Origin of the sequence: Microcoleus sp. Pol14D4 (assembly GCF_036701245.1) — a bacterium.
GTDB lineage: Bacteria > Cyanobacteriota > Cyanobacteriia > Cyanobacteriales > Microcoleaceae > Microcoleus.
The window spans coordinates 62,604-85,985 of sequence record NZ_JAUBQM010000016.1 but is presented as its reverse complement, the minus strand read 5'-3'; the positions used below and the strand labels follow the sequence as shown (position 1 = coordinate 85,985).

At 45.7% G+C, this 23,382-nt stretch carries 19 protein-coding genes; 8 read left to right on the top strand and 11 right to left on the bottom strand.

What is annotated here, in order from left to right; genetic code table 11:
• Nucleotides 1-77 precede the first annotated feature (77 nt).
• Nucleotides 78-4,943: a CHAT domain-containing protein gene (locus tag QUA33_RS09085; RefSeq protein WP_333148229.1), complete on the bottom strand. Its 4,866-nt coding sequence runs from the start codon at nt 4,941-4,943 to the stop codon at nt 78-80.
• 399 nt (nt 4,944-5,342) lie between these two features.
• Between QUA33_RS09085 and QUA33_RS09080 the strand changes: the two genes are divergently transcribed.
• The gene (locus QUA33_RS09080; RefSeq protein ID WP_333148227.1) at nt 5,343-5,537 is read left to right on the top strand and encodes a hypothetical protein; all 195 of its coding nucleotides are present in this window, start codon (nt 5,343-5,345) and stop codon (nt 5,535-5,537) included.
• Between the two features lie 110 nt (nt 5,538-5,647).
• On the opposite strand, the gene QUA33_RS09075 is transcribed toward QUA33_RS09080, so the two are convergent.
• On the bottom strand, nt 5,648-5,950 hold the full coding sequence (locus QUA33_RS09075) for a hypothetical protein (protein WP_333148225.1): 303 nt from the start codon (nt 5,948-5,950) through the stop codon (nt 5,648-5,650).
• 220 nt (nt 5,951-6,170) lie between these two features.
• Here QUA33_RS09075 and QUA33_RS09070 point away from each other — a divergent pair, with 220 nt between their 5' ends.
• On the top strand, nt 6,171-7,712 hold the full coding sequence (locus tag QUA33_RS09070) for a nucleoside transporter C-terminal domain-containing protein (RefSeq protein WP_333148223.1): 1,542 nt from the start codon (nt 6,171-6,173) through the stop codon (nt 7,710-7,712).
• Between the two features lie 220 nt (nt 7,713-7,932).
• A complete protein-coding gene (locus QUA33_RS09065) occupies nt 7,933-8,538 on the top strand; it encodes a DUF3318 domain-containing protein (protein WP_333148221.1) in 606 nt (201 codons plus the stop codon).
• Between the two features lie 71 nt (nt 8,539-8,609).
• On the opposite strand, the gene QUA33_RS09060 is transcribed toward QUA33_RS09065, so the two are convergent.
• Complete coding sequence (locus tag QUA33_RS09060; protein WP_333148219.1) at nt 8,610-9,266, bottom strand: Uma2 family endonuclease; 657 nt, start codon at nt 9,264-9,266, stop codon at nt 8,610-8,612.
• 389 nt (nt 9,267-9,655) lie between these two features.
• Between QUA33_RS09060 and QUA33_RS09055 the strand changes: the two genes are divergently transcribed.
• The gene (locus QUA33_RS09055) at nt 9,656-10,066 is read left to right on the top strand and encodes a hypothetical protein (protein ID WP_333148217.1); all 411 of its coding nucleotides are present in this window, start codon (nt 9,656-9,658) and stop codon (nt 10,064-10,066) included.
• 184 nt (nt 10,067-10,250) lie between these two features.
• Here QUA33_RS09055 and QUA33_RS09050 read toward each other — a convergent pair whose 3' ends face one another.
• Together QUA33_RS09050 and QUA33_RS09045 are read right to left on the bottom strand one after the other, a co-directional pair.
• Nucleotides 10,251-12,026: a glycosyltransferase family 39 protein gene (locus QUA33_RS09050; RefSeq protein ID WP_333148215.1), complete on the bottom strand. Its 1,776-nt coding sequence runs from the start codon at nt 12,024-12,026 to the stop codon at nt 10,251-10,253.
• A gap of 109 nt (nt 12,027-12,135) precedes the next feature.
• The gene (locus QUA33_RS09045; RefSeq protein WP_445243227.1) at nt 12,136-13,356 is read right to left on the bottom strand and encodes a glycosyltransferase; all 1,221 of its coding nucleotides are present in this window, start codon (nt 13,354-13,356) and stop codon (nt 12,136-12,138) included.
• 137 nt (nt 13,357-13,493) lie between these two features.
• Here QUA33_RS09045 and cofH point away from each other — a divergent pair, with 137 nt between their 5' ends.
• Nucleotides 13,494-14,639 carry a 7,8-didemethyl-8-hydroxy-5-deazariboflavin synthase subunit CofH gene (gene cofH / locus QUA33_RS09040; RefSeq protein ID WP_333148213.1) on the top strand — a complete coding sequence of 382 codons (1,146 nt, stop codon included), beginning with the start codon at nt 13,494-13,496 and terminating at the stop codon, nt 14,637-14,639.
• A gap of 44 nt (nt 14,640-14,683) precedes the next feature.
• Here cofH and QUA33_RS09035 read toward each other — a convergent pair whose 3' ends face one another.
• Complete coding sequence (locus QUA33_RS09035; RefSeq protein WP_333148211.1) at nt 14,684-15,346, bottom strand: Uma2 family endonuclease; 663 nt, start codon at nt 15,344-15,346, stop codon at nt 14,684-14,686.
• Nucleotides 15,347-15,512: 166 nt separating this feature from the next.
• A complete protein-coding gene (locus QUA33_RS09030) occupies nt 15,513-15,776 on the bottom strand; it encodes a hypothetical protein (RefSeq protein ID WP_333148209.1) in 264 nt (87 codons plus the stop codon).
• A 239-nt stretch (nt 15,777-16,015) separates the two neighbouring features.
• Here QUA33_RS09030 and QUA33_RS09025 point away from each other — a divergent pair, with 239 nt between their 5' ends.
• On the top strand, nt 16,016-16,258 hold the full coding sequence (locus QUA33_RS09025) for a helix-turn-helix transcriptional regulator (RefSeq protein WP_333148207.1): 243 nt from the start codon (nt 16,016-16,018) through the stop codon (nt 16,256-16,258).
• 31 nt (nt 16,259-16,289) lie between these two features.
• On the opposite strand, the gene QUA33_RS09020 is transcribed toward QUA33_RS09025, so the two are convergent.
• The 4 genes from QUA33_RS09020 to QUA33_RS09005 form a co-directional block, all read right to left on the bottom strand.
• Entirely contained in the window at nt 16,290-17,231 is a 942-nt protein-coding gene (locus tag QUA33_RS09020; RefSeq protein ID WP_333148205.1) for a hypothetical protein, read from the bottom strand.
• Complete coding sequence (locus tag QUA33_RS09015) at nt 17,221-18,582, bottom strand: AAA family ATPase (RefSeq protein WP_333148203.1); 1,362 nt, start codon at nt 18,580-18,582, stop codon at nt 17,221-17,223. Before QUA33_RS09015 ends, QUA33_RS09020 begins: the two co-directional genes overlap by 11 nt.
• 130 nt (nt 18,583-18,712) lie before the next feature.
• Nucleotides 18,713-19,951: an LL-diaminopimelate aminotransferase gene (locus tag QUA33_RS09010; RefSeq protein ID WP_333148201.1), complete on the bottom strand. Its 1,239-nt coding sequence runs from the start codon at nt 19,949-19,951 to the stop codon at nt 18,713-18,715.
• A 31-nt stretch (nt 19,952-19,982) separates the two neighbouring features.
• Nucleotides 19,983-20,201, bottom strand: a complete 219-nt coding sequence (locus QUA33_RS09005; protein ID WP_333148199.1) for a hypothetical protein — start codon at nt 20,199-20,201, stop codon at nt 19,983-19,985.
• Between the two features lie 13 nt (nt 20,202-20,214).
• Here QUA33_RS09005 and QUA33_RS09000 point away from each other — a divergent pair, with 13 nt between their 5' ends.
• Together QUA33_RS09000 and QUA33_RS08995 are read left to right on the top strand one after the other, a co-directional pair.
• Nucleotides 20,215-21,306 (top strand): hypothetical protein, encoded by a 1,092-nt coding sequence (locus QUA33_RS09000; protein WP_333148197.1) that lies wholly within the window; start codon nt 20,215-20,217, stop codon nt 21,304-21,306.
• 228 nt (nt 21,307-21,534) lie between these two features.
• Nucleotides 21,535-23,289: a DUF3352 domain-containing protein gene (locus tag QUA33_RS08995; protein ID WP_333148194.1), complete on the top strand. Its 1,755-nt coding sequence runs from the start codon at nt 21,535-21,537 to the stop codon at nt 23,287-23,289.
• Nucleotides 23,290-23,382: the final 93 nt, after the last annotated feature.

Sequence of the window (23,382 nt, the reverse complement as noted above, 5' to 3'; positions counted from 1 at the left end):
TTTTTGAACCAACACTGAATTGAACTGCTGCTCGCTCGAATTCTCTATCGATTTATGAATGATTTGCGATCGCTATATTACCAAGGATTGCCAATCATTGTAAAGGCGGCCCAATAATAAGGATGCAAAAGCACTCGATCGCCCCGCGCCGCAATTTCCGGAGGCAAAGTTAGACTCGTAGAAAGCCCTTCGACTCGCAGCATCCCGTCTTGAATCCGCACGCGCCCCTGCAGCATCTCCAATTGCGCGCGCCGCAAAGCCTCCGCTTTAATCATCAAATTGCCACCGCGTCTGGGGGTTCGCAACTGGCGGTAAAACTCCGTCATCAGCCCCAAAGTCCCCTCATCGCTGACTTCCCACAAACTCGCCAAAGCCGATTTAGCACCGCTAGCTACCGCCAAGCCCGCAAACCCCAACTCCGCCTCTTCGTCGCCCAAAGCGGTACTGCACGCGCTTAAAACTAACAGATTCACCGGCGGTTCATTCCACCGCAACTGCCGCATTTGATCGATACGCAATTTAGTATCCCACAACTGAATGTAAGAATTTTTCGGTTCCCCAGGCTGGAATTCGCTGTGAGTTGCTAAGTGAATGATGCCAAAAGGCCGATTTGCCCGCTGAGCTTGCAAATTTCCGAGAGTAAAATCTTGATTCAAAAATGATTTTCCGCGATCGGGCGGCGCGATCGACTCTAACTCCACCGGCACCGCCGGTAATGGCGCTTTATCTTCAAATACCGACGCCCCCATCGCCAAAATTTCATCATCAGCAATATTGTCGTAGCCGATATCAGTTAAACTCAGACTCGGCATCACGCTAATGCTGTATTTCTCAACTAAAAAGCCTTTGCCGTCGTGAAGGGCCGCAAACGGCACGCTCCGCAAACCTGCTGCCGGAATTACAATTAAATTGTCAATCTTTAAAGCTGCCAATTCTGTGGCAACTGGCGCAACTAACCACCGATAAAGTTTTTGCGCCGTATCCAAATAACTAATGCTGCTTCTTTTGCGGGGATTAGTTATTTCGCTTTGAAATGCGTCAGCTAGTTGCAACACCTGCCAGCGTGTTGTCGCTGGAATTAAAACGCGCCTCGGTTCAGCGTTAGCTGTTACTAACACTAATTCTAAATGCTCCCCGTTAGGAACATCGGAAACTTCTTTGCCATCCGGCTGCAACCTCTGGGTCAAGTTATGTTCTAAGGGATGAGGGGGATGGGATGCGAGGTTGGTTCTCACAGGCAATAGATTAGATAAATCCTGACTGGCCACCACTACAGAATCATTTTGTTTGGCGGCGCCTGCATCCGCTCTGCTGACCCAATTCATATAAATAATTGCCGATTTAATTCCGGTAATTTCTTCGTTTTTGCGAAGATTTTCGTAAATAACTGACATATTACTAATCGGTCTTCTTGCAGGCAAGTCTAGATATTTTTCGTATTCGCGAGTAAAGGTTTTCTCATATGCTAAAACTCCCGACTCTACCGAATCGAATCTGCGAGAAGGAAGGAAAATATCCGGGTTAATTTGGGAAGTTTTGTCTCGACTTCGCGATCGCAATTCTACTTGCACAGATGCAGGAAGTGACAGCGCCGGATCGGGATTTACGGGGACTACTGGCACTACAGGCGGTGCGGGAATTGGTGCGGAAATCGGTGCGGGAATTGGTGCAGCAATTGGTTCGGGGGTTGGTGGAGGAGTAGAGGGCGGGCCCGGTGTAATTAGGGAAATCTGATTTGGTAAACTTCCTTGGGTGTAAGTTTGTCCAAAAGAAAAAGTGGGCAAAATGGCGTTTCCCGCGCCAGCATTAATGCTTCCCAGGGTTCCATTGTCGATCGCGCCCCCAACTACAAACGGTCGATCGATAGCGCCTCCGTGGCGAATTGCGATCCTCCCCGCTCCTGCACCTCCGGCAGTAGAAATACTGGAAAAATTGCCCGCTATATCGTTGAAAACATTGTTCGAGCGAAACAAACCGAGGGTTGTCACCTCAACGCTGCCGCCAGTACCACCAGTGCCGCCTTGAGCGTTGATAAAGCCCAACTGAATGTTATCAGTCGCGCTCAGGGAAACGCCCCCGCCGTTGCCGTTTGAAGTGCTGCTGGAGTTGAGATCGAGAGCCGAAATGCCCGATGAAGAGGTGACAGCAATATTTCCCCCGATCGCCCCGGAAGCGTTCAAAGCTCCCGCAGTTAAAGGGCCGGCATTGCTTTGGAGAGCGATCGCGCCTCCAGTTCCCGTTGCCGATGAAGAGTCGATCGCACCTGCTGAAACAGTATTTCCCTCAACCCGAATCCTCCCACCGTTCGAGGTAATATTACCAGTCCGAACCTCGCCGCTTCCTTGCAGGTTCACGCTGCCGCCATCCGTCCTTAAATTACCCTCTAAGAGGACATTTTCTGCCTTGATATCGGCTCCCAAAGCGGCCGTACTCTCCCCCCCGAAGGTAACAGAATCTCGCGCGTTAACGCTCAAACTGCGGGCTGTAATTGTGGAAGCAGCCGTCACGCTAGCAGCATCAGCCGAGAGCAGGCCCAACCTCTGAGTTTGACCGACTAGGCCCTCAAAAGTAATGTTGCCGCCAGCGCGCAGCGTCAAATTATTAGCTCGGCCCGGCGTGCTGTCGAGGGTATTGGCAAAAGCGATATTGCCGGTAGTGGCGGCTAGGGCGGCGGTGCGATCGACTGTGACGTTACTGTTGAAAGTCATGTCGCCAGATGTCGCAATATTGCCCGAAACCTCGGTACTGTCGGCGTGGACGTACAAACTCGCCAGCGGTGCAGCTTGACCGACTGTACCGCCGAACAGCACTCGCTGAGCGTCTAGTCTCAGGGCGCGAGCTCCGTCTAGGCTACCGGAGAACAGAATGTTGCCGGTAACTTCCGCGATCAAAGCCACGTCAGCATTGAGGGATGCGTTTCCTGTAAAAGTGAGATCGCCGCCAGATGTCGCAATGTTGGCGTTGAGATCGGTTTTGGGCGCGTCGAGAGTCAAGCTAGCGCTGCCGGTTGTGCTCAGGGGATTGTCGATCGCGATCGAGCTGCCTTGAAGTGTCAGCGGGCTGTTGAAGGTAATGGGTGCGACGATCGCGATCGACGAGCTGCTACCGTTTTCGCGCCCGATCGCGATCGAGCCGAAACTCCCCGCCAAAGCGCCGAGATCCCTTGCCGTCAAGTCTAAAATGCCCAAAATATCGCCAGTGCCACCGATCCGAATTGCTCGGTTATCGTTGGGTTGCAAGCGAATTGTTCCCCCCGCACTGCTGACGGAATTGCTGCCGCCCCTAAAGTCAATGCCGTTAGCAGTGAGAGCGATATTCCCGCCGTTAGCATTGAGTCCGCCCAGAGAGATGCTGCTGGCAAAAAAGTTGATGTTGCCACCTTGAGTCTCGATTAAATCGTTGGGGTCATTGACAAAAAACACTCCGCCCGATCTAAATGTTACGCTGTCTCCCGCGATCGCTTGCAGCGAAAGTTTGTTATCGGGCAAGTCTTGGAGGGTGATGTAGCCGGGGGTTTCTAGAACCACGTTGCTGCCGGCCGCCATCTGTTCCAACTGCACTTCTGAGATCGATGTTTCATTAGGTTCTGGTGCCGCTTCGAGTCCGCCAGCGGTTGATGGCGCGCTGCTGTCGCCGTTACCGCTGACGATCCTAATATTTGCCGGATCTAGCAACAAATTGCCGATCGCACCGTTAGTTGCGCGGGTATCGACCTCTCCTTGGAAAGTTAAAGCATTTTTGCCGGAAACTTCTACTCTTCCGCCGTTACCTGCGGCGATGCCCCCGCGAGCACTAATCTTGCCGAAGAAGCGAGTTGTATTGTCTGACCAAATTACCGCAGTGCCGCCATTGCCGCGGTCGATCGCGTTGGCTGCGATCGTAGAATCAGGACTAACATAAGTTACCAGTGCGTTCGGAACAGGTTCCATCCCCCGGAAACCGCCTCCGACGCGCACAGTACCTCCGCCGTTCGTCCCGGAAGCATCGATATTTGCGCCGAACAGTCCGACTTTTTCCCCTAAAATATTAACTGTGCCGCCAGCATTCCCAGAAGGAGCAAATACATTTACAGAACCGGAGACGATCGCACTTCCCCCATTTATCCCCACTGTTTGGCCGCCAGTCAGTACCAATTGACCTTGTTCGTTAGTCGTTAAACCTGTGGCTGACGCTACGCCGGGGCCCGTCAGCAACTGAGGCCAAGAAACCGGGGCGATCGCATCTTTTTCCGAATGCAAAGACGGAGTAATTTCTAAACTCAATAAATTGCCGATTTGACTGATACGGACTGCATTTTTTCCCGGAACAGCAGCCACAGTAATTTGACCGTTGGGAGCGGATAATTGACCTGTATTAATAACTGTGCCACCGACCAAAGTTAAACTTTGTCCGGTGCCCACGGCTAAGTTTCCCGCATTGACAATTGTACCAACTTGTAAGTTATTAAAATTAAGTTGATTGGGATTTCCCAGTAAAGCTTTGTAATCATTAATTCCGCTAGAATTAAACCAGCGATCGCCGAAACCAATACCTGTAGCAGTTGTCGCCAAAAACGACCCCGGCACGTTTAATCTAGCATTTTGACCGAAGACAATTCCCGCCGGATTCATTAAGAATAAATTCGAGTTGCCACCGGTTACAGAAATCAGACCGTTAATGACGGAAACATCGCCACCGGAAATCCGCCCTAAAATATTTTGAATATTTGGATTAGTTAAAAAATTAGCTATTTGACCTTCGCTGAGATTAAATTGGCTGAAGCTGTGAAACAGATTTCCCCCGTTTCCAGACAGTTGTCCGCCGCTAATGTCTGTGCGATTTTGCTCGGACTTAACAACAGTATTCGTGCCGTCAGTAGCGGGAACGACAGGTTGCGATCGCACTGCTAGCGGTAGCAGCCCAAAACCTAATGTCAAAATTAGAGCAGAACGAAAATAGGTCATTGGAGGAAGCTATTAGTCATTAGTCATTAGTTCTCAGTCATTAGTCATTAGCCGGAAGGAAGAGGGAATTCAGAAAAGCTAATTCTCCATTACCAATTTTAATCTCTTCTCGTTTTGATTTTTTTTGAGCTGTAATGTTCCGCCAAAGTGCCAATAAACTTAAAAAGGTCGATCGAATACCGCCACGGCCGGGGGTCGATCGCACTCCAAAACCACCCGTTGCCAGAATGTCGGAAATTTAAGGCAAATTTTGTATTGATCTGTAACAAGTGTATTGACAAAATCCCCCCAGACTCCTATGATTGGAGCACGGATGGGGTGAGAAAGTAAAAACCCACACAATAACTGGCTCCTCTAATACAGTTAAAAACAAAATACTGATGCTTTTAGAGATCAACCATGCAAACTCCAGCTTTCCCATTTCTAACTGAACAAATAGTTGAGCAGATATTTTCGTCAGGCGAACTGACTCGCAATGACAGACAGCGAATTCAGTCAATGCTTTTAAATGAGTCGATCGGCGAAAATGAATTGAGCTTAATTGAAAGAGTCATGGAAGGCGTAGTCAAGGGAATACTTGACGTGATCAATTAGTTGATAACTGGCGTTAACTTATCTAAATGTAGGGTGCGCCGGGCCGCGCACCTTACCCTAATTTTAAATAAAAAAATCGAAAAGCGAAAAGCAAAAATTCTGTCACCGTTCTAAAAATCATCATCAGGGCCGTCATCCGGGCCCTCATCCGATCCCTCCTCCGAGCTCTGATCGCGACGCACAAATTCAGAAGGAGGCCTATCGTTACTCCAGGCCCACCACACGCCATCGCACTGGCAGCGGTAAAATTCTTGCCACTTGCGACGGTTGAACTCGGTATATACTGGCGATCGGCGATTAATCCAGACCTCAGTGGCATCCGTACAGCTAGCGCCGCACTTGGGGCAGCAAAACTCATTAGCGTGAACCGCCGTCGCAGTCCATTCAGGAGGATGTGGAGCAAAAGCTTCCATGTGTTAGAGTTTCTATCTAAACTGCTGGTAATTACGGCAAATCAAGGGTTGCTAAAGATCCGCAGACTTCGGAATGACCTAAGCAATGACATAAGTACGCTGTTGAGTGCGTAATTCATCTGCCCGTTATTTTTTTTAGTATTTGCCGTCAGATGAATAGTATAACTGATGTGGTGCAAACCGTCGATCGGCATTCTCAACTATTTCAAGGACTAGGCTCATGTCTATCTACAATCTTATCTCGTTTCTGGGCATTTTTGGCTTGTGTGCGATCGCCTGGATTTTTTCAGAAAACCGACAGTCCAAGTATATTCCCTGGCGCGTCATCATCTGGGGCATTGGACTGCAATTAGTCTTAGGATTTTTAGTATTCCTGTTCCCCCCAACTCGCATCGCCCTAGAGTGGTTTACTAGCTTACTGGATGGAGTATTCACCGCTGCTGATGCTGGAGCGAGATTTGTATTCGGGAGTAATGTTGTACCAATACCTGGTAAAGAGCCTGCAGTTAATTTAGGATATATTTTTGCCTTTCGAGCTTTACCGACAGTCATCTTTTTTTCAGGCCTCATGGCCTTGCTATACAACATCGGCGTGATTCAAATTATCACCGAACTTTTTGCCAAAATCTTTTATACGACAATGCGGTTGAGCGGCGCAGAAGCCCTCAGCGGCGCTGCTAATATCTTCGTAGGAATTGAAGCGGCAATTGTCGTCAAGCCTTATTTGCCGAAAATGACTCGTTCGGAACTTTGTGCAATCCTCTCTTGCTGTTTTGGGACGGCAGCTTCTTCAACTTTAGCAATTTACGTTAGTTTTCTCAAGCCAGTTTTTCCCAATATTTTAGGACACTTAGTTTCAGCTTCAATTATCGCCATTCCCGCTTGTTTTGTTCTCTCCAAAATCTTAGTACCCGAAACAGGCGTGCCGCTGACAATGGGCGGCATTCCCAAGGAAGAACGGAAGCCTAAAGGCCGCGAGTTTGTGGGCGAAGAAATTTCCGAAATGGACGGCGAAGCGATCCCACAAGAGACTGTTGGGGGAGAACCCATCGAACGAGTCAGCCCTCTCGATGCAGCGATAATTGGTGCATTGGACGGTGTAAAAATGGCAGTAGCTATTGCCGCTGTTTTGATTTTAATTTTAGGCTTAGTTTCCTTAATCAATCAATTCTTTGGTTGGCTGGCAATTTTGCCCGGCCCAATTGGTGACTTGTTCAAAGTTGTCACCTTAGCCAACATTATGGGATTTTTATTTTATCCCCTGACGCTATTAACAGGAGTCTCCATTGACGACTCTTGGCAAGCATCAGTAATCATCGGTCGCAGGCTGTTAGAAACAGCCATTCCGCCCTATCAAAGTTTAGCAGAAGCATCGGCAAAAGGACTGGTGAGCGACCGTACAGTTTTAATAGTCAGTTACGCCCTTTCCGGCTTCGCCCACTTAGCCTCCGTCGGCATATTTGTCGGCGGCACGATCGCCCTAATTCCATCCCGCCGCAAAGACATTTCCGAGCTCGGTTGGAAAGCATTATTTGTCGGCACCTTAGCGACAATGATGATCGCTTGCATCGCGGGCACCTTCGACACCGGAGACGCCAGCATTTTAGGCGCTAAAACAGCCCCTGCTGCCCCGCTAACAGCCCCTGATTCTCCCAAACCACTGCCATCCCCAGCCGCGAATTCAAAGCCATCAGTTGCCCCAGCAATTTCCAGTCCGAAGCCTTCGCCGAAGACTGAAAAAGCAACTCCGAAAGCTCAATAATGTCCCAAATCTGACTCTAAGAAAAGTCCTTAAATGAGCTACGGGACAAGGACACGGCAAGGCCGTGTCCCTACAGATTAGACTCAAATTGCAAGCATTCCCAAACAATCTAAAAATTATCTGCGTTTATCTGAGTTTATCTGCCTTGAATCTGCGGTTGACATATTAATCAAAATTTTCTGCAATAAATCTAATTACCAATAACCACTTCCCAAAAAATATGAATCCAGATCCAGAAATTCGCCGCCTGTTAGATGTGATGCCAGCCTCCGGCCGCATGACGTGTAAAATTATTAATAAGCCCCAACAATCAACGGTAATTGACTGCGATTTTCCTTTGCCTTGGAATCAATCTCGCCCGATTTATATTAATTTTGATTTGTGGCGGCTGCTATCTAAGCCGCAGCGGGATTTACTGCTATTGCGGAATGTAAGTTTTCTGTGCAATTTTAAGTGGTTTAAACCGGATATTTATCAAGGTGCGGCTTTGGCGGGAATTGTCGGGACTGTTGTAGAATTGTTGCAGGGAGATGCGATCGGCACTGCGATCGCGGGCGGTTTGACGGGACTGGCCATGACTCGAATTTGGCGCGACAACCGCAGTTCTCAAGTAGAGTTAGATGCTGACGAAGGGGCGATTAGAGTAGCGGGAAGGCGCGGTTACAACGAAGCCGAAGCGGCCGGACATTTGCTGGGGGCGATCGAGGCTGTGGCGCAAATTGAAGGGCGCAGTTTGGATTTTAATGAGTTGATTCGGTGTCAAAACTTAAAGGCGATATCGGGTATTTCGGCGGTGGGGGTGCCCGATAGCGTTAGGAAAGATTAAAAACTTACTCCCTTCCTACCGGAAGAATATAGAAATGTCGGCTTTACCCAATCATCGCTATAATAATTACTTCACCTCAGACTATTTGGATCGATTCCTAACTCCCGCAATTTTTGTGCTAATCTGTTCACCTGTTCTTCAGGAGTCAGATAACGTTTTCCATCTGCATCGTACCAATACAGCCACTCCCTCGTCACCCCAGAATAATTTCCCCTTTCACAACCAATTCCCAAACCAATTTCTGGCATCCAAACTGGATATCCCGACTGTAATTCATACTTCCCATTAACTAACTTATGTACTTCCAAACGGGGTTTGCGACGGCGGCCAGATGAATAGATAATGTAATAAAGCACGCCTAAAGCTTGATATTCCTCCAACTTTGTGCTGTATTCCTTGCGATACTTTTTGGAAACGACTTCCAGCACCAAAGTTGGCACAACATTTTCATCCCACAGCACGTAACTGGGACGCAATTCTTCATCGTAAAACCGTTCTACTCCTAAACTCAAGAAACCGTCGGGGACAATTGGAGCTTTTTCAGGGTGATAATAGATACCCATATCTATGCCAAAAAACCAGTCCATGCGTTCTGCCCAAAGTATGAGCAATATCGCTTTTAGCAACCCCGGTATTAGTTCTTGAAGTTCGTTATCCACAGGCGTTTCGTCCGAGTCTGGCAGTTCATCGGCTGAGGGCAAGTACCTCGGCAAGTTGTAATTTAACATTGCAGTTTTTCCCAAAACTTACATCAATTATAGCGTGGTTGTTTGTCGATTGACCCTATATAACGTTTTTTATTGCTCGCCATTGCATGATAACCGCCTAATTTTAATACCTAATTTAAGCGCCTAATTTGAGCGCTTAAATAAACAATTTACTACTACAAATAAATTATGTTAAAATTTGTAAATACTTTAGTTTCGTATTTATTTCTGGTTTAATATAGCGTCATTGCTCAACTAGATATAGTTTTCGATCGCGGCAGAGCGATCGAGAAAAAATCATCAATTAGGACGCATATTGATTGCAGTAGCTCGATGCTCGATCGCGCTCGCAATCGCGTGCAAGTCTGTCACATTCCTATGGGCAAACATACCCAATTTAGAATACAGCCATGAACGCCCCAGAAACTCCGAATGCCTGGATTATTTACCGACTCCTGCCCAACTTTCAGCGCTTACCCGTTGCGCAATTTCGCAGCCGCAGCGAAGCAGAATCTTCCCTGAAAGTCATCCGGCAAATGCTACCCCATACCGAATTAATACTTGCTTTCGAGGTTGGGCCAGAAAATCCAACTACCGAACTCAATCAGCCCTCTGCTAAAGAACCAAACTTGCAAACTTCAGTTAACCGAGAACTCTTGAAACTTTTCATTATCAGTTCTCGTCCTGTTGTTTCCCGCGTCATTCATTCTTTTCACCGCGATAATTTTGCCTGCGTTTCTGACTGGAGTCCGCTTGTCCCAACTCAAAATCCCGGTGAAGTGATGAGCGTCTTAATTAAACATTTTGCCGCTGACTCTTAGCGTTACATCGAACAGTCCCGATTGTATTGATAGCGGTAAGGTGCGCCCAGCGCACCCTACATCTACATCAGCGGGGTGATGCTTATTGGTAATAGCTTTATTTAGCAATGTCAGTTTATTGAGTCATAAATTTATCGATCGCTCTTTCTAGTCGATCGGACTGTCGTTGCGGGCGATCGCCAACTCAAGAACAATGATAAACTTGATATTCATACCCATCCACCGCAGGCAACTCGCGCGATTCAAGCTGACATTTTTGTGGTTCTAGATTGACAGGTGCGCGAAAATTAACCAGCCACAAATCAAGCGGACGTTCTAATTGACTGAGCGTTTTGTCAAGTGTATCTGCCGCTATTTGTGGTGCATCCCTTTTCTGATTAGCTAAAAGAAACAGCGGAGAATCAAAGGCTTTAACTTCTTCTTTCTTCCTAACATCCGTTACACCCGCTACAAAATCCGTTACCGAACTTCTTTCCCATTCCCACCCTATCCCCATCAACTCTCCTATTTCTACATGAGTCTTTTGAGTAGTGGCAATTAGGACGGGAACTTTCGATAATTCGCGGATAACCGGAATTAAAAGGTCGGGTTTGTAATATTTGCGGTAGCCGAGATTGGAATTTACTGTGACACCGCTAAAAAAACCCATTGCTAAAATTAGCAGAACTGCTTTTTTGCCAGCAATTTCCACAGCAGGTAAATTAAACCATTGACTTTTTGTTGTAGGTGTGTTAAAAATAACCGCCAAGGTTGCTCCTAAAAGCAATATTACTCCCGGAAAGTAGACGAAATTGTATCGAGCGCCGCGAGTTAGGTCAATCCCTAGAATATATGCAAAGCTGAAAAATAGGAAAATTGCTCCTAGCACAAATCCGCCGAAAATAACAGTACCTAAACGACTATCGCTTGTTTTTAATGAAGTTTTAAGAGCGCCTCGCAGTAGGGGAAGCACCAATATAAAAAATATTGTCATTGCGATCGCCGATGCAACTACTACTGCCAAATTTGGCGATTCCACCGGCAGCAAAGACATCACAGTGATCCATCCAGCTAAAGCTTGAAAAATCGGCCCGATCCAATCTATAAATGTGCGATCGCCGCTGACAATCCAATTAGTTAGTTCGTTGCCGTATTTATTTGACAAAAATACCGGCAGCCAAACTAAACCGCCAGCCAAAGTACCCATCGCTACTGCGAACAGTCGCCACAGAATTTGAAATTGCCAAATATTAGGCTGCTGGCTGTTTAAAATTGCCAACTTTCCATTAAACTGCTGCCAGATTACCGCAATTAATGCTATTGCTTCGGCACACAAAGTCAGTGCAAAAAAGTAGTGAACCGCAATTCCTAAACAATTAACAACTACCCAAAGCAGCACCGCCCAAATAGGCAATGGAGCGCGCTGCTGTAGCTTTTTGGCAGCTAATGTCAAGCAAAAAAGAGAGGCAACAACTAATAAGATTCCTAAAGTGTAATGGCGAGCTTCTTGAGCGAGATAAATGCCGTAGGGAGAAACTGCCATCATCGCGGCCGCACATTGACCGACTAAACGAGAACTAAAAGTAAATTTGCCCAAAAAGTAGATAGCAGGAACTGAAATCACGCCCAATAATGCAGGAAGAGCTCGCCCAATCCAAACTAAACTATCCTCGGTCGGCCCAAACAGTCGCATCCACCAGTGGGCGAGCATAAAATACACTGGTGGATGGTTGCTTTCTAGCAGCAAATGGTTTAGAACATCTGCAATGCCAGCATTGGGACGCAATTGTAGCGGTTGTAATAATGTAGAAAGGTCGATCGCGCGATCGAGTGGCACCCCTCGAAAACTGTTGCCCAAACTAAAAACTAGAGTCGAAAACTCGTCCGTCCACAGCGGTTTCGAGTCCAAATTGGCAAAGCGCAAAATAAAGGCGATCGCCGTCCACAGCAATAGCAACAACAGTTGTTTGTTCTTGATCATTAATTCAGTCATTCAAAGGCATAGGGAAGAAGAGCAATTAGTCATTAGTCATTAGCCATCAGTCATTTTATCAACGATCGATTACTAATTACTAATTACCGATTACCAATTACCTATCTACTTCCGTTACCCGCCAGCTCAACTTCATATTAATCCAGAAGTTCCACAGAGTCACAGCAGCGATCGCAATTAAATTAGCCAAATATTCATTCATCCCAAAAACATTAAACAGCAAATTAACCAGCAGCACATTCAAAATCAAACCCATCAAGCAAATCGTATTAAATTTCAACAGCCGTTTCAATCGCTGGCGCTTTCCTGGCTGCCGCTTAGAAATATCGCCAAAAGTCCACAAATCATTCCACAAAAAGTTACTGATAATTGCCAATTCAGCAGCAACGATCAGACTGCGAGTCAGTTCCCAATTGAGGATATCCCGCAGCACGTACAAAACCCCCATATTCACAAACACGCCGCTGAAACCCACGATGCCAAACCGCAGAAACTTGCCCATCGGCCAGCGGGCAAACCGCAACCGAAGCAAATGTCGCAAATACTCAATATACTGTTTCCAAGTAACTTTGCTCTCGCCTTCTTGCCGTTCCTGAAACACGTAACCAACTTCTCCAATCCAGCGGATGTCCCCCCTGCCGAGCACTTCAATCAATATTTTGTAACCAGCAGGATTCATGGTTTTGCCTGCTATGCAACTGCGACGCACCATAAAATACCCGCTCATAGGATCGGAAACTCGGCCCACGACTCCCGGCAGGATCACCAACCCCAGAGTTTGAGCGCCCCGCGATAAAAATCGCCTGACAACGCTCCAGTCGCTCACCCCGCCCTCGGCAACGTGACGGCTCGCAGCAGCTAAATCTGCTCCCCGCTGAATTTCTGCTAAAAGCTGCAACAGCGTCTCCGGGGGATGCTGCAAGTCGGCATCGATGACGCCCAAAACCTCGCCCCGAGCTGCCTGCCACCCGCGAATTACTGCTGTGGAAAGTCCCCGCTCCTCTTCCCGGCGCATTACCCGCAATTGCGGATATTCCGGTGTCAGGGACAGGGCAACTTCCCAGGTGCGATCGGGGCTGTCGTCATCAACTACAATTAATTCGTAGTTGCCGGGAATACTGCCATCGAGCAAGAGGCTCAATTTTTCCACAATACTCTTGACATTCTTGCACTCGTTGTAGGTGGGAATGACCAGGGAAAAATAAATTGGCGGTGTGCCTGCGTCTGTAAAATTTGAATTGAAAGTCTCTACAGCAGGAATTTCCAAAGGCCCAGACGGCACTGGCAATAACTGATTTACTTGGTTGACTCCGATCATTTCAGTGTCCAGAAAATAAAGGATGGTTTGGTAAGACTTGAGATTTTAGAAAATCGTTCCTCTATAGTTGATTCGTTAAAATATAAAAACGCCTTAATTCTAGGCAGCAATTCTGTAGCTTAGCTAACAAAAAAACTGTGGATGCAATTCTCGATCGAGCTTTACAAGGTTATAACATCTCTGCGGCAGAGGCCTTGATCCTTTTGCAGCAAAGAGACCCAGACGCGCGAGCTTCTATTCAAACAACCGCTGATTTGCTCCGCCGCCGACAATCAGGGGATACTGTCACCTATGTTATCAACCGCAATATTAACTTCACCAATATTTGCGAGCAGCATTGCAGTTTTTGTGCATTCCGCCGTGACGAGGGAGATGAGGGCGCTTTTTGGTTAGATGCAGCTCAAATTCAGGAAAAGGCAACTGATGCAGTGCAGCGGGGTGCCACGGAAATTTGTATGCAGGGCGGCTTAAATCTTCAAGCTAAGCTGAACGGCGCATCTTTGCCTTATTATGTGCAATTGGTGAAAACTATTAAGGATAAGTTTCCTCAGTTGCACTTGCACGCTTTTTCACCTCAAGAGATAGAATTTATTGCCCGAGAAGATAATCTCTGTTTCAGCTATGTAATTTCGGCTTTGCAGGATGCGGGAGTTGGTTCGATGCCGGGAACCGCAGCAGAAGTTCTCGACGATTCTGTGCGACGGGTAATTTGCCCGGAAAAACTAAATTCGGCAACTTGGCTGGAAATTGTGGGAACTGCTCACAGTCTGGGTTTGCCGACAACGAGTACGATGCTTTGCGGGCATATTGAGACTGCCGAACAGCAGGTTTTGCATTTAGAAAAAGTGCGATCGCTCCAACAAACTGCGATCGACCAAAACTATCCAGCACGCATTACAGAATTTATTTTACTACCATTTGTCGGACAGCAAGCACCGGCTCCTTTGCGGAGTCGAGTCGGCCGCGACCAACCAATTTTAGCAGATACATTGTTACTCACCGCTGTATCGAGAATCTTCTTGGGAAATTTGATTTCCAATCACCAACCGAGTTGGGTAAAATTAGGTTTAGATGGAGCTACAGAAGCGCTGAAATGGGGCTGCAACGACATCGGCGGTACATTGATGGAAGAGCACATTACTACAATGGCCGGTGCGGTTGGCGGCAGTTGTCAATCTGTCGAAGATTTGCAAAATGCGATTAGTTCTTTGGGGCGGGATTATCAGCAAAGAGATACAATTTATCGACCTTTAGGGGTTGACAATTTGGCAGTAAGTGTGTGATTTTTTGGAGGCGAAGTGCGAAGTGCGTAACGTCTCCTACGAGTTTAGCCGTTAGCGAAGCCCTCGGAGAGGATCGCACTTTCAAATTCTTCTAGCGCTTGCAAATTTCCAACCTGCCAAGCACGTTCTACTGTAGCAGGAATCAGTTGTGCGATCGCGATTTCTGGAAAATTCGGACTCATATCGGATTCTACATACTCTCCATCTTGCAGCAAATAAATGCGAAGTCTGCCGCTGTCATAAACCCACACTTCTGGAACTCCAATAATTTTATAGGCATCGATCTTAGTTTTAGAAGTTACATCCGTCTCAATTGCCAAATCGGGCGGCGGATCGTCCGGTAAAAGTCGGCGGCGGCCAATCATCCGCTGATAATTTAGAATATAAAAGCAAGCATCAGGTTCAACTCCTGCTGCACCTTCCCGTTTGAAAGTAGTAGAACCAAAGGGTTCATATCTTCTGCCCGCTGACTTGAGTAAAATTTTTACAATATCGGAAATTAAATCTTTCGGCCTTTCGTGTTCTGGTAAGGGAACCATGATTTCTAAGGTACTCTTGCTGTAGGCAATTCTAGTTCTTCGTTTTTCTCCTAATTCCTGCAAAATCGACTCAAATTCCAGCCAAGTTATATTGGGAATAGTTACGACACTACCGGGAGAAAGCGTTATTTGGCTAACGGGTTTTAGGACGGGGGTGATAACAATCATAAGCTGAATTGCGAGCTAGTTGTTAAGTTTGTGCCAAGGGCAGGCAGGATGCCTACCCCACAAGAGTTTTTGGATATATCTGTTGAGTTTAGCACGGGCAACGAGAAGAGATTAGCGATCGCACTTTTGACTCAATTCTAGAAAGATCGATCGCACATTTATGACTTCATTGCAGCCGGATTAATTTGACTAAAAGACTCATGATTTCTCCCCGATCGGGTGTAATAATGATGCGATTGTCGGGAATGGCGATCGGATGAGTCCAACGAACAGCTTCCTCGTAGCGCAATGCGTGCAGTTGGTGGATAGTTCGGCGTACCCCCAGCGGCGAACCGATGATGACGTGACGGACTGCTTCGCGATCGGCCTCAAAGGTTTGGTTGGTTAAAACATTCGGCGATGTTTGGTTCGATGATGAATCTTGCAACATAGCTTTGACAAATAATTTTGGATAGGTTTGATGCTTTGTAACGGTAAAACCGCGTACAATTTCTAATGAAAGAAAAGACCGCTATTCCCGTAAATCACAATTTGTTAAAACAATACTATCTGATGTTTCTGTATTTGCCTAGAGCAAATCAATTTAGGGTAAGCGTAAATCAATTTAGGGTAAGCGTAAATCAATTTAGGGTAAGCGTAAATCAATTTACGGTCAGGGTCAATTAGCTTATGGAAATGTTTAAAAAATCCGAGCGTTCACCACTAAAGAGACTCAGAGTTAAGCGGTTTATGACTCAAAAACAGCTAGCAAAAGCACTTGGAGTTACGGAAATGACGGTAAGCAACTGGGAATCCGGGCGATCGGTACCGAAGCTAACGCCAGTTCAGTTCAAGAAATTGTTAAAGATTTTGCAAATTACTGTCGATGAGTTGCCAGATCAATTTGGTTATCCCAGCGATGCTGATGGATAGAAAATGGAATATTATAATTGAGGCGTTTTATTCAAACAAACTCATACAATGTTTTGAAAAAAAAAGGAATATGAGACTTAACATCACTACTTTGCTCTGAATAAAATCTCCCAATTTCTAGCGAGAGTTGCTCTCTAAATACCCAATCTTCCCGGCTAAAGTCACCAAATGGCTTAATTTGATGCCAATAATCCTTAGCTTTTTTAATTGTCAGCAAAACTGCGATCGACTGGTTCTTATGCGTTTCATCTACAGCATTTTGAAACCGCTCTTTCCACGAAGCCTGAAATGCTTGAACTTCAGTACAATCCAATCCCGAACAGTAACTAATGCGATCGAAGGCTCTCTGTAGGTTGTTCTGTAAATCCAAGTCCCTACAAATTGCATCAGCCATATCCAGATAAATATTTGCGAGTCCCGCAGGATTTCCCTTATAAATCGGCTTGTTACAACAATTGTCAAATATTGGTTGAAGTTCAGGTGCCAGAAAATATGCTTCTTTATGAATCAAACCTGTAATCCAGATCCGGTGCTGTGTTGCATTTTGCTCTTTCACCTGCGATTTTTCGTAAAGATTGCGAAAAATTGCTTCTGTATCGGTAAAAATATAATTGTCGATCGTTTGCAGTTGCAAGTCTAAATCTATCATTGCAAAAAGTCGATCGGGATCTAAATATGAATTCTTCGTATCCTGTTCGTGTAATATTGAAAGAGTAGAGTAGGTGTCTAATACATCTTTGCGATCGCCGCAGTTGAAAAATTCCGGTAACTTCTGTCTCCACCATGTCGGAACGCAAGCCTTATAAAAGTTGGCATCAGGCATTTGCTCCATTGCTTTATAAGCTTGAGGTGACTCTCTACCCTGGGTTTTCCGAATATCACCTTCGCACAATACCACAATTTTGTTTTTAATTCTGCGAGATTGAAGAATTGCCTCACAATGTTTTTTTAGCTGTTGTGGACTAAGACTCATTTGTAATATTAGATTCTTGTTTGATAAGTTTTGGCTCAATTTCTTTAACGTGAGCTGGTGTCAAAGCTTCACACAATGCGTAGGAGTGAGTTGCCAGAATATATTGATTGCTGGGAGCCCACTCTTTAAGGTCTGATATAATTTGATATTGCCAATCTGGATGAAAAGCAATTTCAACTTCATCCATCAAAACGATAGCATCTTCTATGTTGCGAGACTTAAGCCATATATAAATGCTGAGTCTTTTGAGTTCGCCGTGACTTAAATCGTCTGGATATAGTTCTAGAGTTTCACCATTATTATATAATTTAAAGTTGATACCCGAAAAATCTTCATTTAAATTTATTCTTTTATTTCCCAACAGCAGATTTAATTCCTTAATTAGAGTTTGATAGTTGTTTCCATAGATACCTGTTTTAATCGCTTCTCTGAAGTCGAGATCGCGAGCAGTTCTAAATAATTCAATAAGTAGCTCTACAGCAAGGAAATCATAGGTAAATAAGCATTTTAATTTAGATTTTGCCGATTCCAGTATCCCATAGTAATTCCTATCTTCTTCATTTGAGGTTCCAAATAAGAGTTTTCTATAATCTTGCGAAAAAAATAGAAATATTTGCGTGGACGGGGCTGCCAAAAATATTTTATGTGACAACTCATTAAAAAAACATTCTGTTTCTTTGCTATCTATATTATTGAAATGACATAATAAAGCTTCATCTCGCTTATCATGAGAATTTCGGTCACTTGAATAGTTACATATATATGTCATATCTTCTGATTCTAAATATTTAATAATTTCCTCACTAATTACCTCAAGCTTTTTATGTTCTTTTCGAGATGTTACTATCTGTTCTTCATTTCTTTGCGGATTTAATGAAATTTGTTTGAGTAGGTAAGCCGTGACATTTTTGAATTTTTTTAAGGTCGAAAAACACAGATATTCTTCCTCTATAGTTTCCTTTTTACTATCTAAGTCTAATATTTTTTTTACATAATAATCTTTATAAGAAATGAATTGAAGTTTGACAACTTTTTCTCCATCCCAAATGTCAATTACGGCTAAGACTCGTTTGTCTTCCCCATCATAAATTTTAAATCCCTGAAGCAGATTTGCTAAAAACCGTTTTTTCTCATCATCAACTGAACAGTGTAACAATACAAAAATCAACTGTAATAGCGTACTTTTACCGCCACCATTTTGACTACCCAGCGGAAAAATGTTAGGAAAAAAATCTTTTTCAAAAGTGATGTCTATATTTTTTAAACCGCGAAAATCAGGAACTTGAACTCGTAGCAAGTGCATAAAAACTCCTGGTGTTAGCTTGCATTTTTTATTGAAACGCTGAGCCACAATCATTTTAGATTATAACTCACATCTTTTACTATTTTCATGAACAGGCAAGATGCCTGTTCCACAACACATCAAATTCTTGTGGGGTGGGCCGAAGAGCCCGCCCCAAAAAGACTTATCTCTCGCCCTTTTACACCTTAAACTTCTCCACAATCCGTCTCATCGCCTCTTCCACATTCTCCCGACTGTTAAAGGCCGAAATGCGGAAATAACCCTCGCCCGCCGCACCAAAACCAGAACCGGGTGTTCCCACTACATTGCAAGTTTCCAGCAACTTCTGAAAGAAATCCCAACTCGACAAACCGTGAGGCGTTTTCACCCACACATAAGGTGCATTTTCGCCACCAAAAACCTCGATTCCCGCCGCTGTCAATTTCTCGCGAATAATCGCAGCATTTTCCATGTAAAAATTGACTAATGCCTGAATTTGTGCCTTGCCTGCCTCAGAATAAACCGCCTCAGCACCGCGCTGCACGATGTAAGAAACTCCGTTAAATTTAGTAGATTGGCGGCGGTTCCACAACTTCCAAATTTCGACATCGGAACCGTCGGCTGCTTTTCCAGTCAAAGTCTTCGGTACAACTGTTAGCGCACAGCGAGTACCCGTAAAACCAGCATTTTTGGAAAAAGAACGAAATTCGATCGCACAATCCCGCGCACCCTCAATTTCGTAGATAGAATGCGGTAAACTCGGATCGGTAATATAGGCTTCGTAAGCCGCATCGAAGAAAATAATCGAACCGTTAGCTTTAGCATAATTTACCCAAGCTTGCAAGTGTTCCTTGGTTGCAGTTGCCCCCGTCGGGTTATTCGGGAAACACAAGTAAATTAAATCGACTTTTTTGTCGGTGGGAATTTCCGCAGTAAAATTGTTTTCTGCTGTAATTGGCAGGTAAACTAAGCCGCCGTATTCGCCATTTTCGTTCGCATCTCCCGTGTGTCCAGCCATCACGTTAGTGTCTACATACACTGGATAAACTGGATCGGTAACTGCGATCGTGTTATTGTTGCCAAAAATATCGAGAATATTGCCGCAATCGCACTTAGAACCATCAGAAATAAAGATTTCCGAAGCATCAACATCGCATCCCCGCGACTTAAAATCGTGCTCGGCAATTTTCTCCCGCAGCCACTCATAACCTTGTTCCGGGCCGTATCCTTTAAAGGTATCCCGCGAGCCCATGTCTTCCACCGCCTTCACCATCGCCTCCCGACAAGCAGCCGGTAGCGGTTCAGTTACGTCGCCAATCCCCAGCCGAATGATGGGCGCTTCCGGATTCGCCTCTGCATAGGCTTTCACCCTGCGCCCAATTTCGGGAAACAGGTAGCCGGCTTTGAGTTTGAGGTAGTTGTCGTTGATAGTTGCCATAGTTCGATCGCTAGAAATGTCGTAGAATAGCTTACTCCCAATTGTCTCTCTCAAGCAGCAGCAAGTTCGGCAACCAGCAATGTAGGGGATTTAACGGATGTAACGGATGGATGTTCAGCCAAGACAAAGATTTTCCCCACTCGAACACTCGAACACTCGCCCAATCCGCCATTACAGGCAATCTGCGTAGTTGCTCAACAGCCATTGACCAAAAAATCAAATCTGCTTGTATAATCAGAATAGTAGGCACTGCAGAAACAATTATGGACGAGATCGAGTACGCCAAACTCTATCAGGAACTGGCGGCAATTCTGAATGAGTTTAATTTGGGTTGGGTAGTTGAACAAGTAGCGGATACTGTAGAGATAGGCAAAGTAATAGAAGAGCGATCGCTCAAAAGAAAAACACCCCTGCTCAAGATAGAAGATTATACCGCAAAAGAACAACTTTTGCTATTAATTGATGCTGTCGAGCAAGCGACTGTGAACACTTCCGAAATGGAAGACGAAATTGCTTATTTCTTGAAAGTAGAATCAGAAACCTCTCCCCTCGGCACAAAAATTACGTTTGCGAATTCAGGTGCAGAAACAGCCAAAACAATCGAGTTTACCTCCAGCGTCACAGCCCCCCGTCACAAACAGGCGATCGCCCTCAAGCACTTGCTCGAAAAACTGCCATCCGGGCCCAGCAACTACGCCATAAATTCCGAAATTAAAAGCAAATTAAAAAGCTCGATCGATCCCGATTTTAACACAGCGGCAGAACAAGCCAGAATTTTTGACACATACCTCTTCACTATTCTGCTAAAAGCAGTTGCTAATGAAGGCGGTACTATTTATTACAACAACGTTTTAGACGACGAAACGCCCAAATATTTAACATTTAGAAAAACGGCGGGAAAAATCCACGGAACTGCACATCCATACACTCATGCTGTTGTGGAATTTCCCGACAAACCAGCCCTGGAAGTTCACCTAGGAGTAAAAGTCCAAGGTAGAGCCGGAGTTCTGCACAACTGCAACCTGTTAATTTTGTCCCAAAAAGAAGCAAATATCTGTCGCTTGCTCAACCGCGAACCCCGGCACTCGCAGGTAATTTTAGCAGTAAAATCTGAACACAGCACCTCGGAACTCAAACTAGAAATGGCTGGTGCTTTTATCGGACTAGCCTCAGATATTCGCTATGAAGGCGGCAGCTATTTCATTTCTAACAGTTACTCCCAACCCGTAGCAAAACTGCTAACTACTGCTCGCAAAAAATGGGAACTCAACATTTTTCCTAGAGCCACAAACGATGTCCACCGGCTGATGTACTCGTTTCAAACTATCTTTAAAGACTTTAAGGCAAGAAACTGATTCAGTTAATACCATTTCAAAAAAGTCTTGCCACATTTTTTGTGTTGGGTTTCCTTAGACGAACCTAACCTGCTGTGCGATTCAAGTAAGGACTGTTTTTCAGGTTGCGCCCGGAGGGGTAAATTCGAGTTTCCTAGATTTGCCCGGTTAAATGTATCTGCTAATGTATCTGTTACATGAGCCAAGAAAATAATCTATCATGTTGCGAGCACCAGAACCTTACGAATAATGTTTAAGAAAGATAAATCTTCCCTGCTGTTTACGATCGGAGCCGCCACACTTCTGATCGGTTTAGGCTTTGTCACCTACTACCTCGTCATTTCCCGTGGGCCCGCCAAAGATTTGCCGGCGGGGGCAACCGTTGTCCCGCAAGATACGATGATGGCCCTATCCCTCAGCACCGATGAATCGCAGTGGAATAGACTGCGAGAGTTTGGCACGCCGGAGTCAAAAGCTTCGTTTGAAAGGTTTTTAAGCGAAATGCGCGATCGCCTTCTCACAAGCAACGGCTACGCCTACCAGCAAGACATTCAACCCTGGGTGGGTAACACTGCAATGGTAGCCTTTCTCCGCAACAAAATAGCTATACCAGCCCCCTCGCCGGCACCCAACACGCCCCCATCTCCCCCAATTCAACAGTCAGTGGCAATTATCTTGCCAATTGCCAACCCGATCAAAGCCAAAGAATTATTAACAAAACCCAGGCCTCTCAGCCAAGGAAAAATAGTTGAGCGTAATTATAAAGGCGTCCAAGTCACAGAAACTCAAGGCGTACCCGATCGCAATTTCTCAGTCGCGGTACTCGGCACAAGCTATCTAGCAGTCACCACAGATTCTAGCGCTACAGACAGAATAATCGACACCTACAAAGGCGAACCTTCCCTCGCCAAAACCCCCGGCTATGCAGACGCCATAGACAAAATAAAAAGTCCGGGCGCCTTCGGTCAAATCTACGTCAATATGCCCGTTGCCGCCGCCTATGCCGCCGCCAACTCAGCCCGTGAAATTTCGCCAGAAAGCCTCGAAAAACTGCAACAAAATCAAGGATTTGCCACCACAGCGACGCTGGATGCAGAAGGAATTGAATTCAAATCAGTCTCTTGGCTGAAACCAGATTCTACCAGAAGGATAGCAGTAGAAAACAATGCTCTAAAAATGGCTAACCGCCTGCCAAGCAATACAATAATGATGGTATCCGGCGGCAACTTGCAGCGTTTGTGGCAAGACTACGTATTGGGAGCCGATGCGAACCCGATTGCCCCGATTAATCCCCAAGTTTTACGCACAGGTTTAAAATCCACTACCGGCCTGGATTTAGATAAAGACTTGATGAACTGGATGGCGGGAGAATTTTCTCTATCATTAATACCAGCCCCCGCCCAGAATCCCAGAGAAAAATTTGCTGCCGGATTTGTATTTATGGTGGAAACAAACAACCGGGGCGCCGCCGACAAATCCCTGAAACAGCTTGATGAAACGATGAAAATGAAAGGGTTTAGAGTGGAGGAAATTCAAGTCGGCGGCAAACCGGCGATTAAATGGACATCGCCGTTTGGAGGGATTACGGTAACTCGCGGTTGGATGAACGATGTAGCGTTTATGACAGTAGGAGCTCCAGTGGTTGATACAATCGTTCCGGCACCGAAAAGTCCGCTTTTAAGCAGCGAACTGTTCCAGAAAACTGTACGATCGCAACTTAAACCCCACAACGGCAATTTCTTCATCGACACCGAGAGTGCGTTTAACCCCAAAAACCTAGCTTTACCGGAGTTTCCTCCCAGCCAAAAAATGTGGATTGATGCCACGCGGTCGATCGGCGTTACAGCGGCCGTCATTGGCGATCGTACCACCCGTTATGACGTTTTTGTCGGTCTCAAAAAATCCACCCAATCCACTCCTTCTGCAACTCCTTCACAGCGGCCTGCTTCACCGCGCCCTGCTTCACCCAGTCCCTCGCCCACTGTCCAAACTTCACCCAATTAACTCTTAAATCCTTCCACAAATCCGCCTGCACACCCCCTTAAATACCAACAGGGCGACAGATTAAAACCGAAAGGCAGCCGCCAGAAAGAACAA

Excerpts from the sequence above, each read along its gene's own strand:
- QUA33_RS09085 (WP_333148229.1), bottom strand. The coding sequence starts at position 4,943 with ATGACCTATTTTCGTTCTGCTCTAATTTTGACATTAGGTTTTGGGCTG.
- QUA33_RS09080 (WP_333148227.1), top strand. The coding sequence starts at position 5,343 with ATGCAAACTCCAGCTTTCCCATTTCTAACTGAACAAATAGTTGAGCAG.
- QUA33_RS09075 (WP_333148225.1), bottom strand. The coding sequence starts at position 5,950 with ATGGAAGCTTTTGCTCCACATCCTCCTGAATGGACTGCGACGGCGGTT.
- QUA33_RS09070 (WP_333148223.1), top strand. The coding sequence starts at position 6,171 with ATGTCTATCTACAATCTTATCTCGTTTCTGGGCATTTTTGGCTTGTGT.
- QUA33_RS09065 (WP_333148221.1), top strand. The coding sequence starts at position 7,933 with ATGAATCCAGATCCAGAAATTCGCCGCCTGTTAGATGTGATGCCAGCC.
- QUA33_RS09060 (WP_333148219.1), bottom strand. The coding sequence starts at position 9,266 with ATGTTAAATTACAACTTGCCGAGGTACTTGCCCTCAGCCGATGAACTG.
- QUA33_RS09055 (WP_333148217.1), top strand. The coding sequence starts at position 9,656 with ATGAACGCCCCAGAAACTCCGAATGCCTGGATTATTTACCGACTCCTG.
- QUA33_RS09050 (WP_333148215.1), bottom strand. The coding sequence starts at position 12,026 with ATGATCAAGAACAAACAACTGTTGTTGCTATTGCTGTGGACGGCGATC.
- QUA33_RS09045 (WP_445243227.1), bottom strand. The coding sequence starts at position 13,356 with ATGATCGGAGTCAACCAAGTAAATCAGTTATTGCCAGTGCCGTCTGGG.
- QUA33_RS09035 (WP_333148211.1), bottom strand. The coding sequence starts at position 15,346 with ATGATTGTTATCACCCCCGTCCTAAAACCCGTTAGCCAAATAACGCTT.
- QUA33_RS09030 (WP_333148209.1), bottom strand. The coding sequence starts at position 15,776 with ATGTTGCAAGATTCATCATCGAACCAAACATCGCCGAATGTTTTAACC.
- QUA33_RS09025 (WP_333148207.1), top strand. The coding sequence starts at position 16,016 with ATGGAAATGTTTAAAAAATCCGAGCGTTCACCACTAAAGAGACTCAGA.
- QUA33_RS09020 (WP_333148205.1), bottom strand. The coding sequence starts at position 17,231 with ATGAGTCTTAGTCCACAACAGCTAAAAAAACATTGTGAGGCAATTCTT.
- QUA33_RS09010 (WP_333148201.1), bottom strand. The coding sequence starts at position 19,951 with ATGGCAACTATCAACGACAACTACCTCAAACTCAAAGCCGGCTACCTG.
- QUA33_RS09000 (WP_333148197.1), top strand. The coding sequence starts at position 20,215 with ATGGACGAGATCGAGTACGCCAAACTCTATCAGGAACTGGCGGCAATT.
- QUA33_RS08995 (WP_333148194.1), top strand. The coding sequence starts at position 21,535 with ATGTTTAAGAAAGATAAATCTTCCCTGCTGTTTACGATCGGAGCCGCC.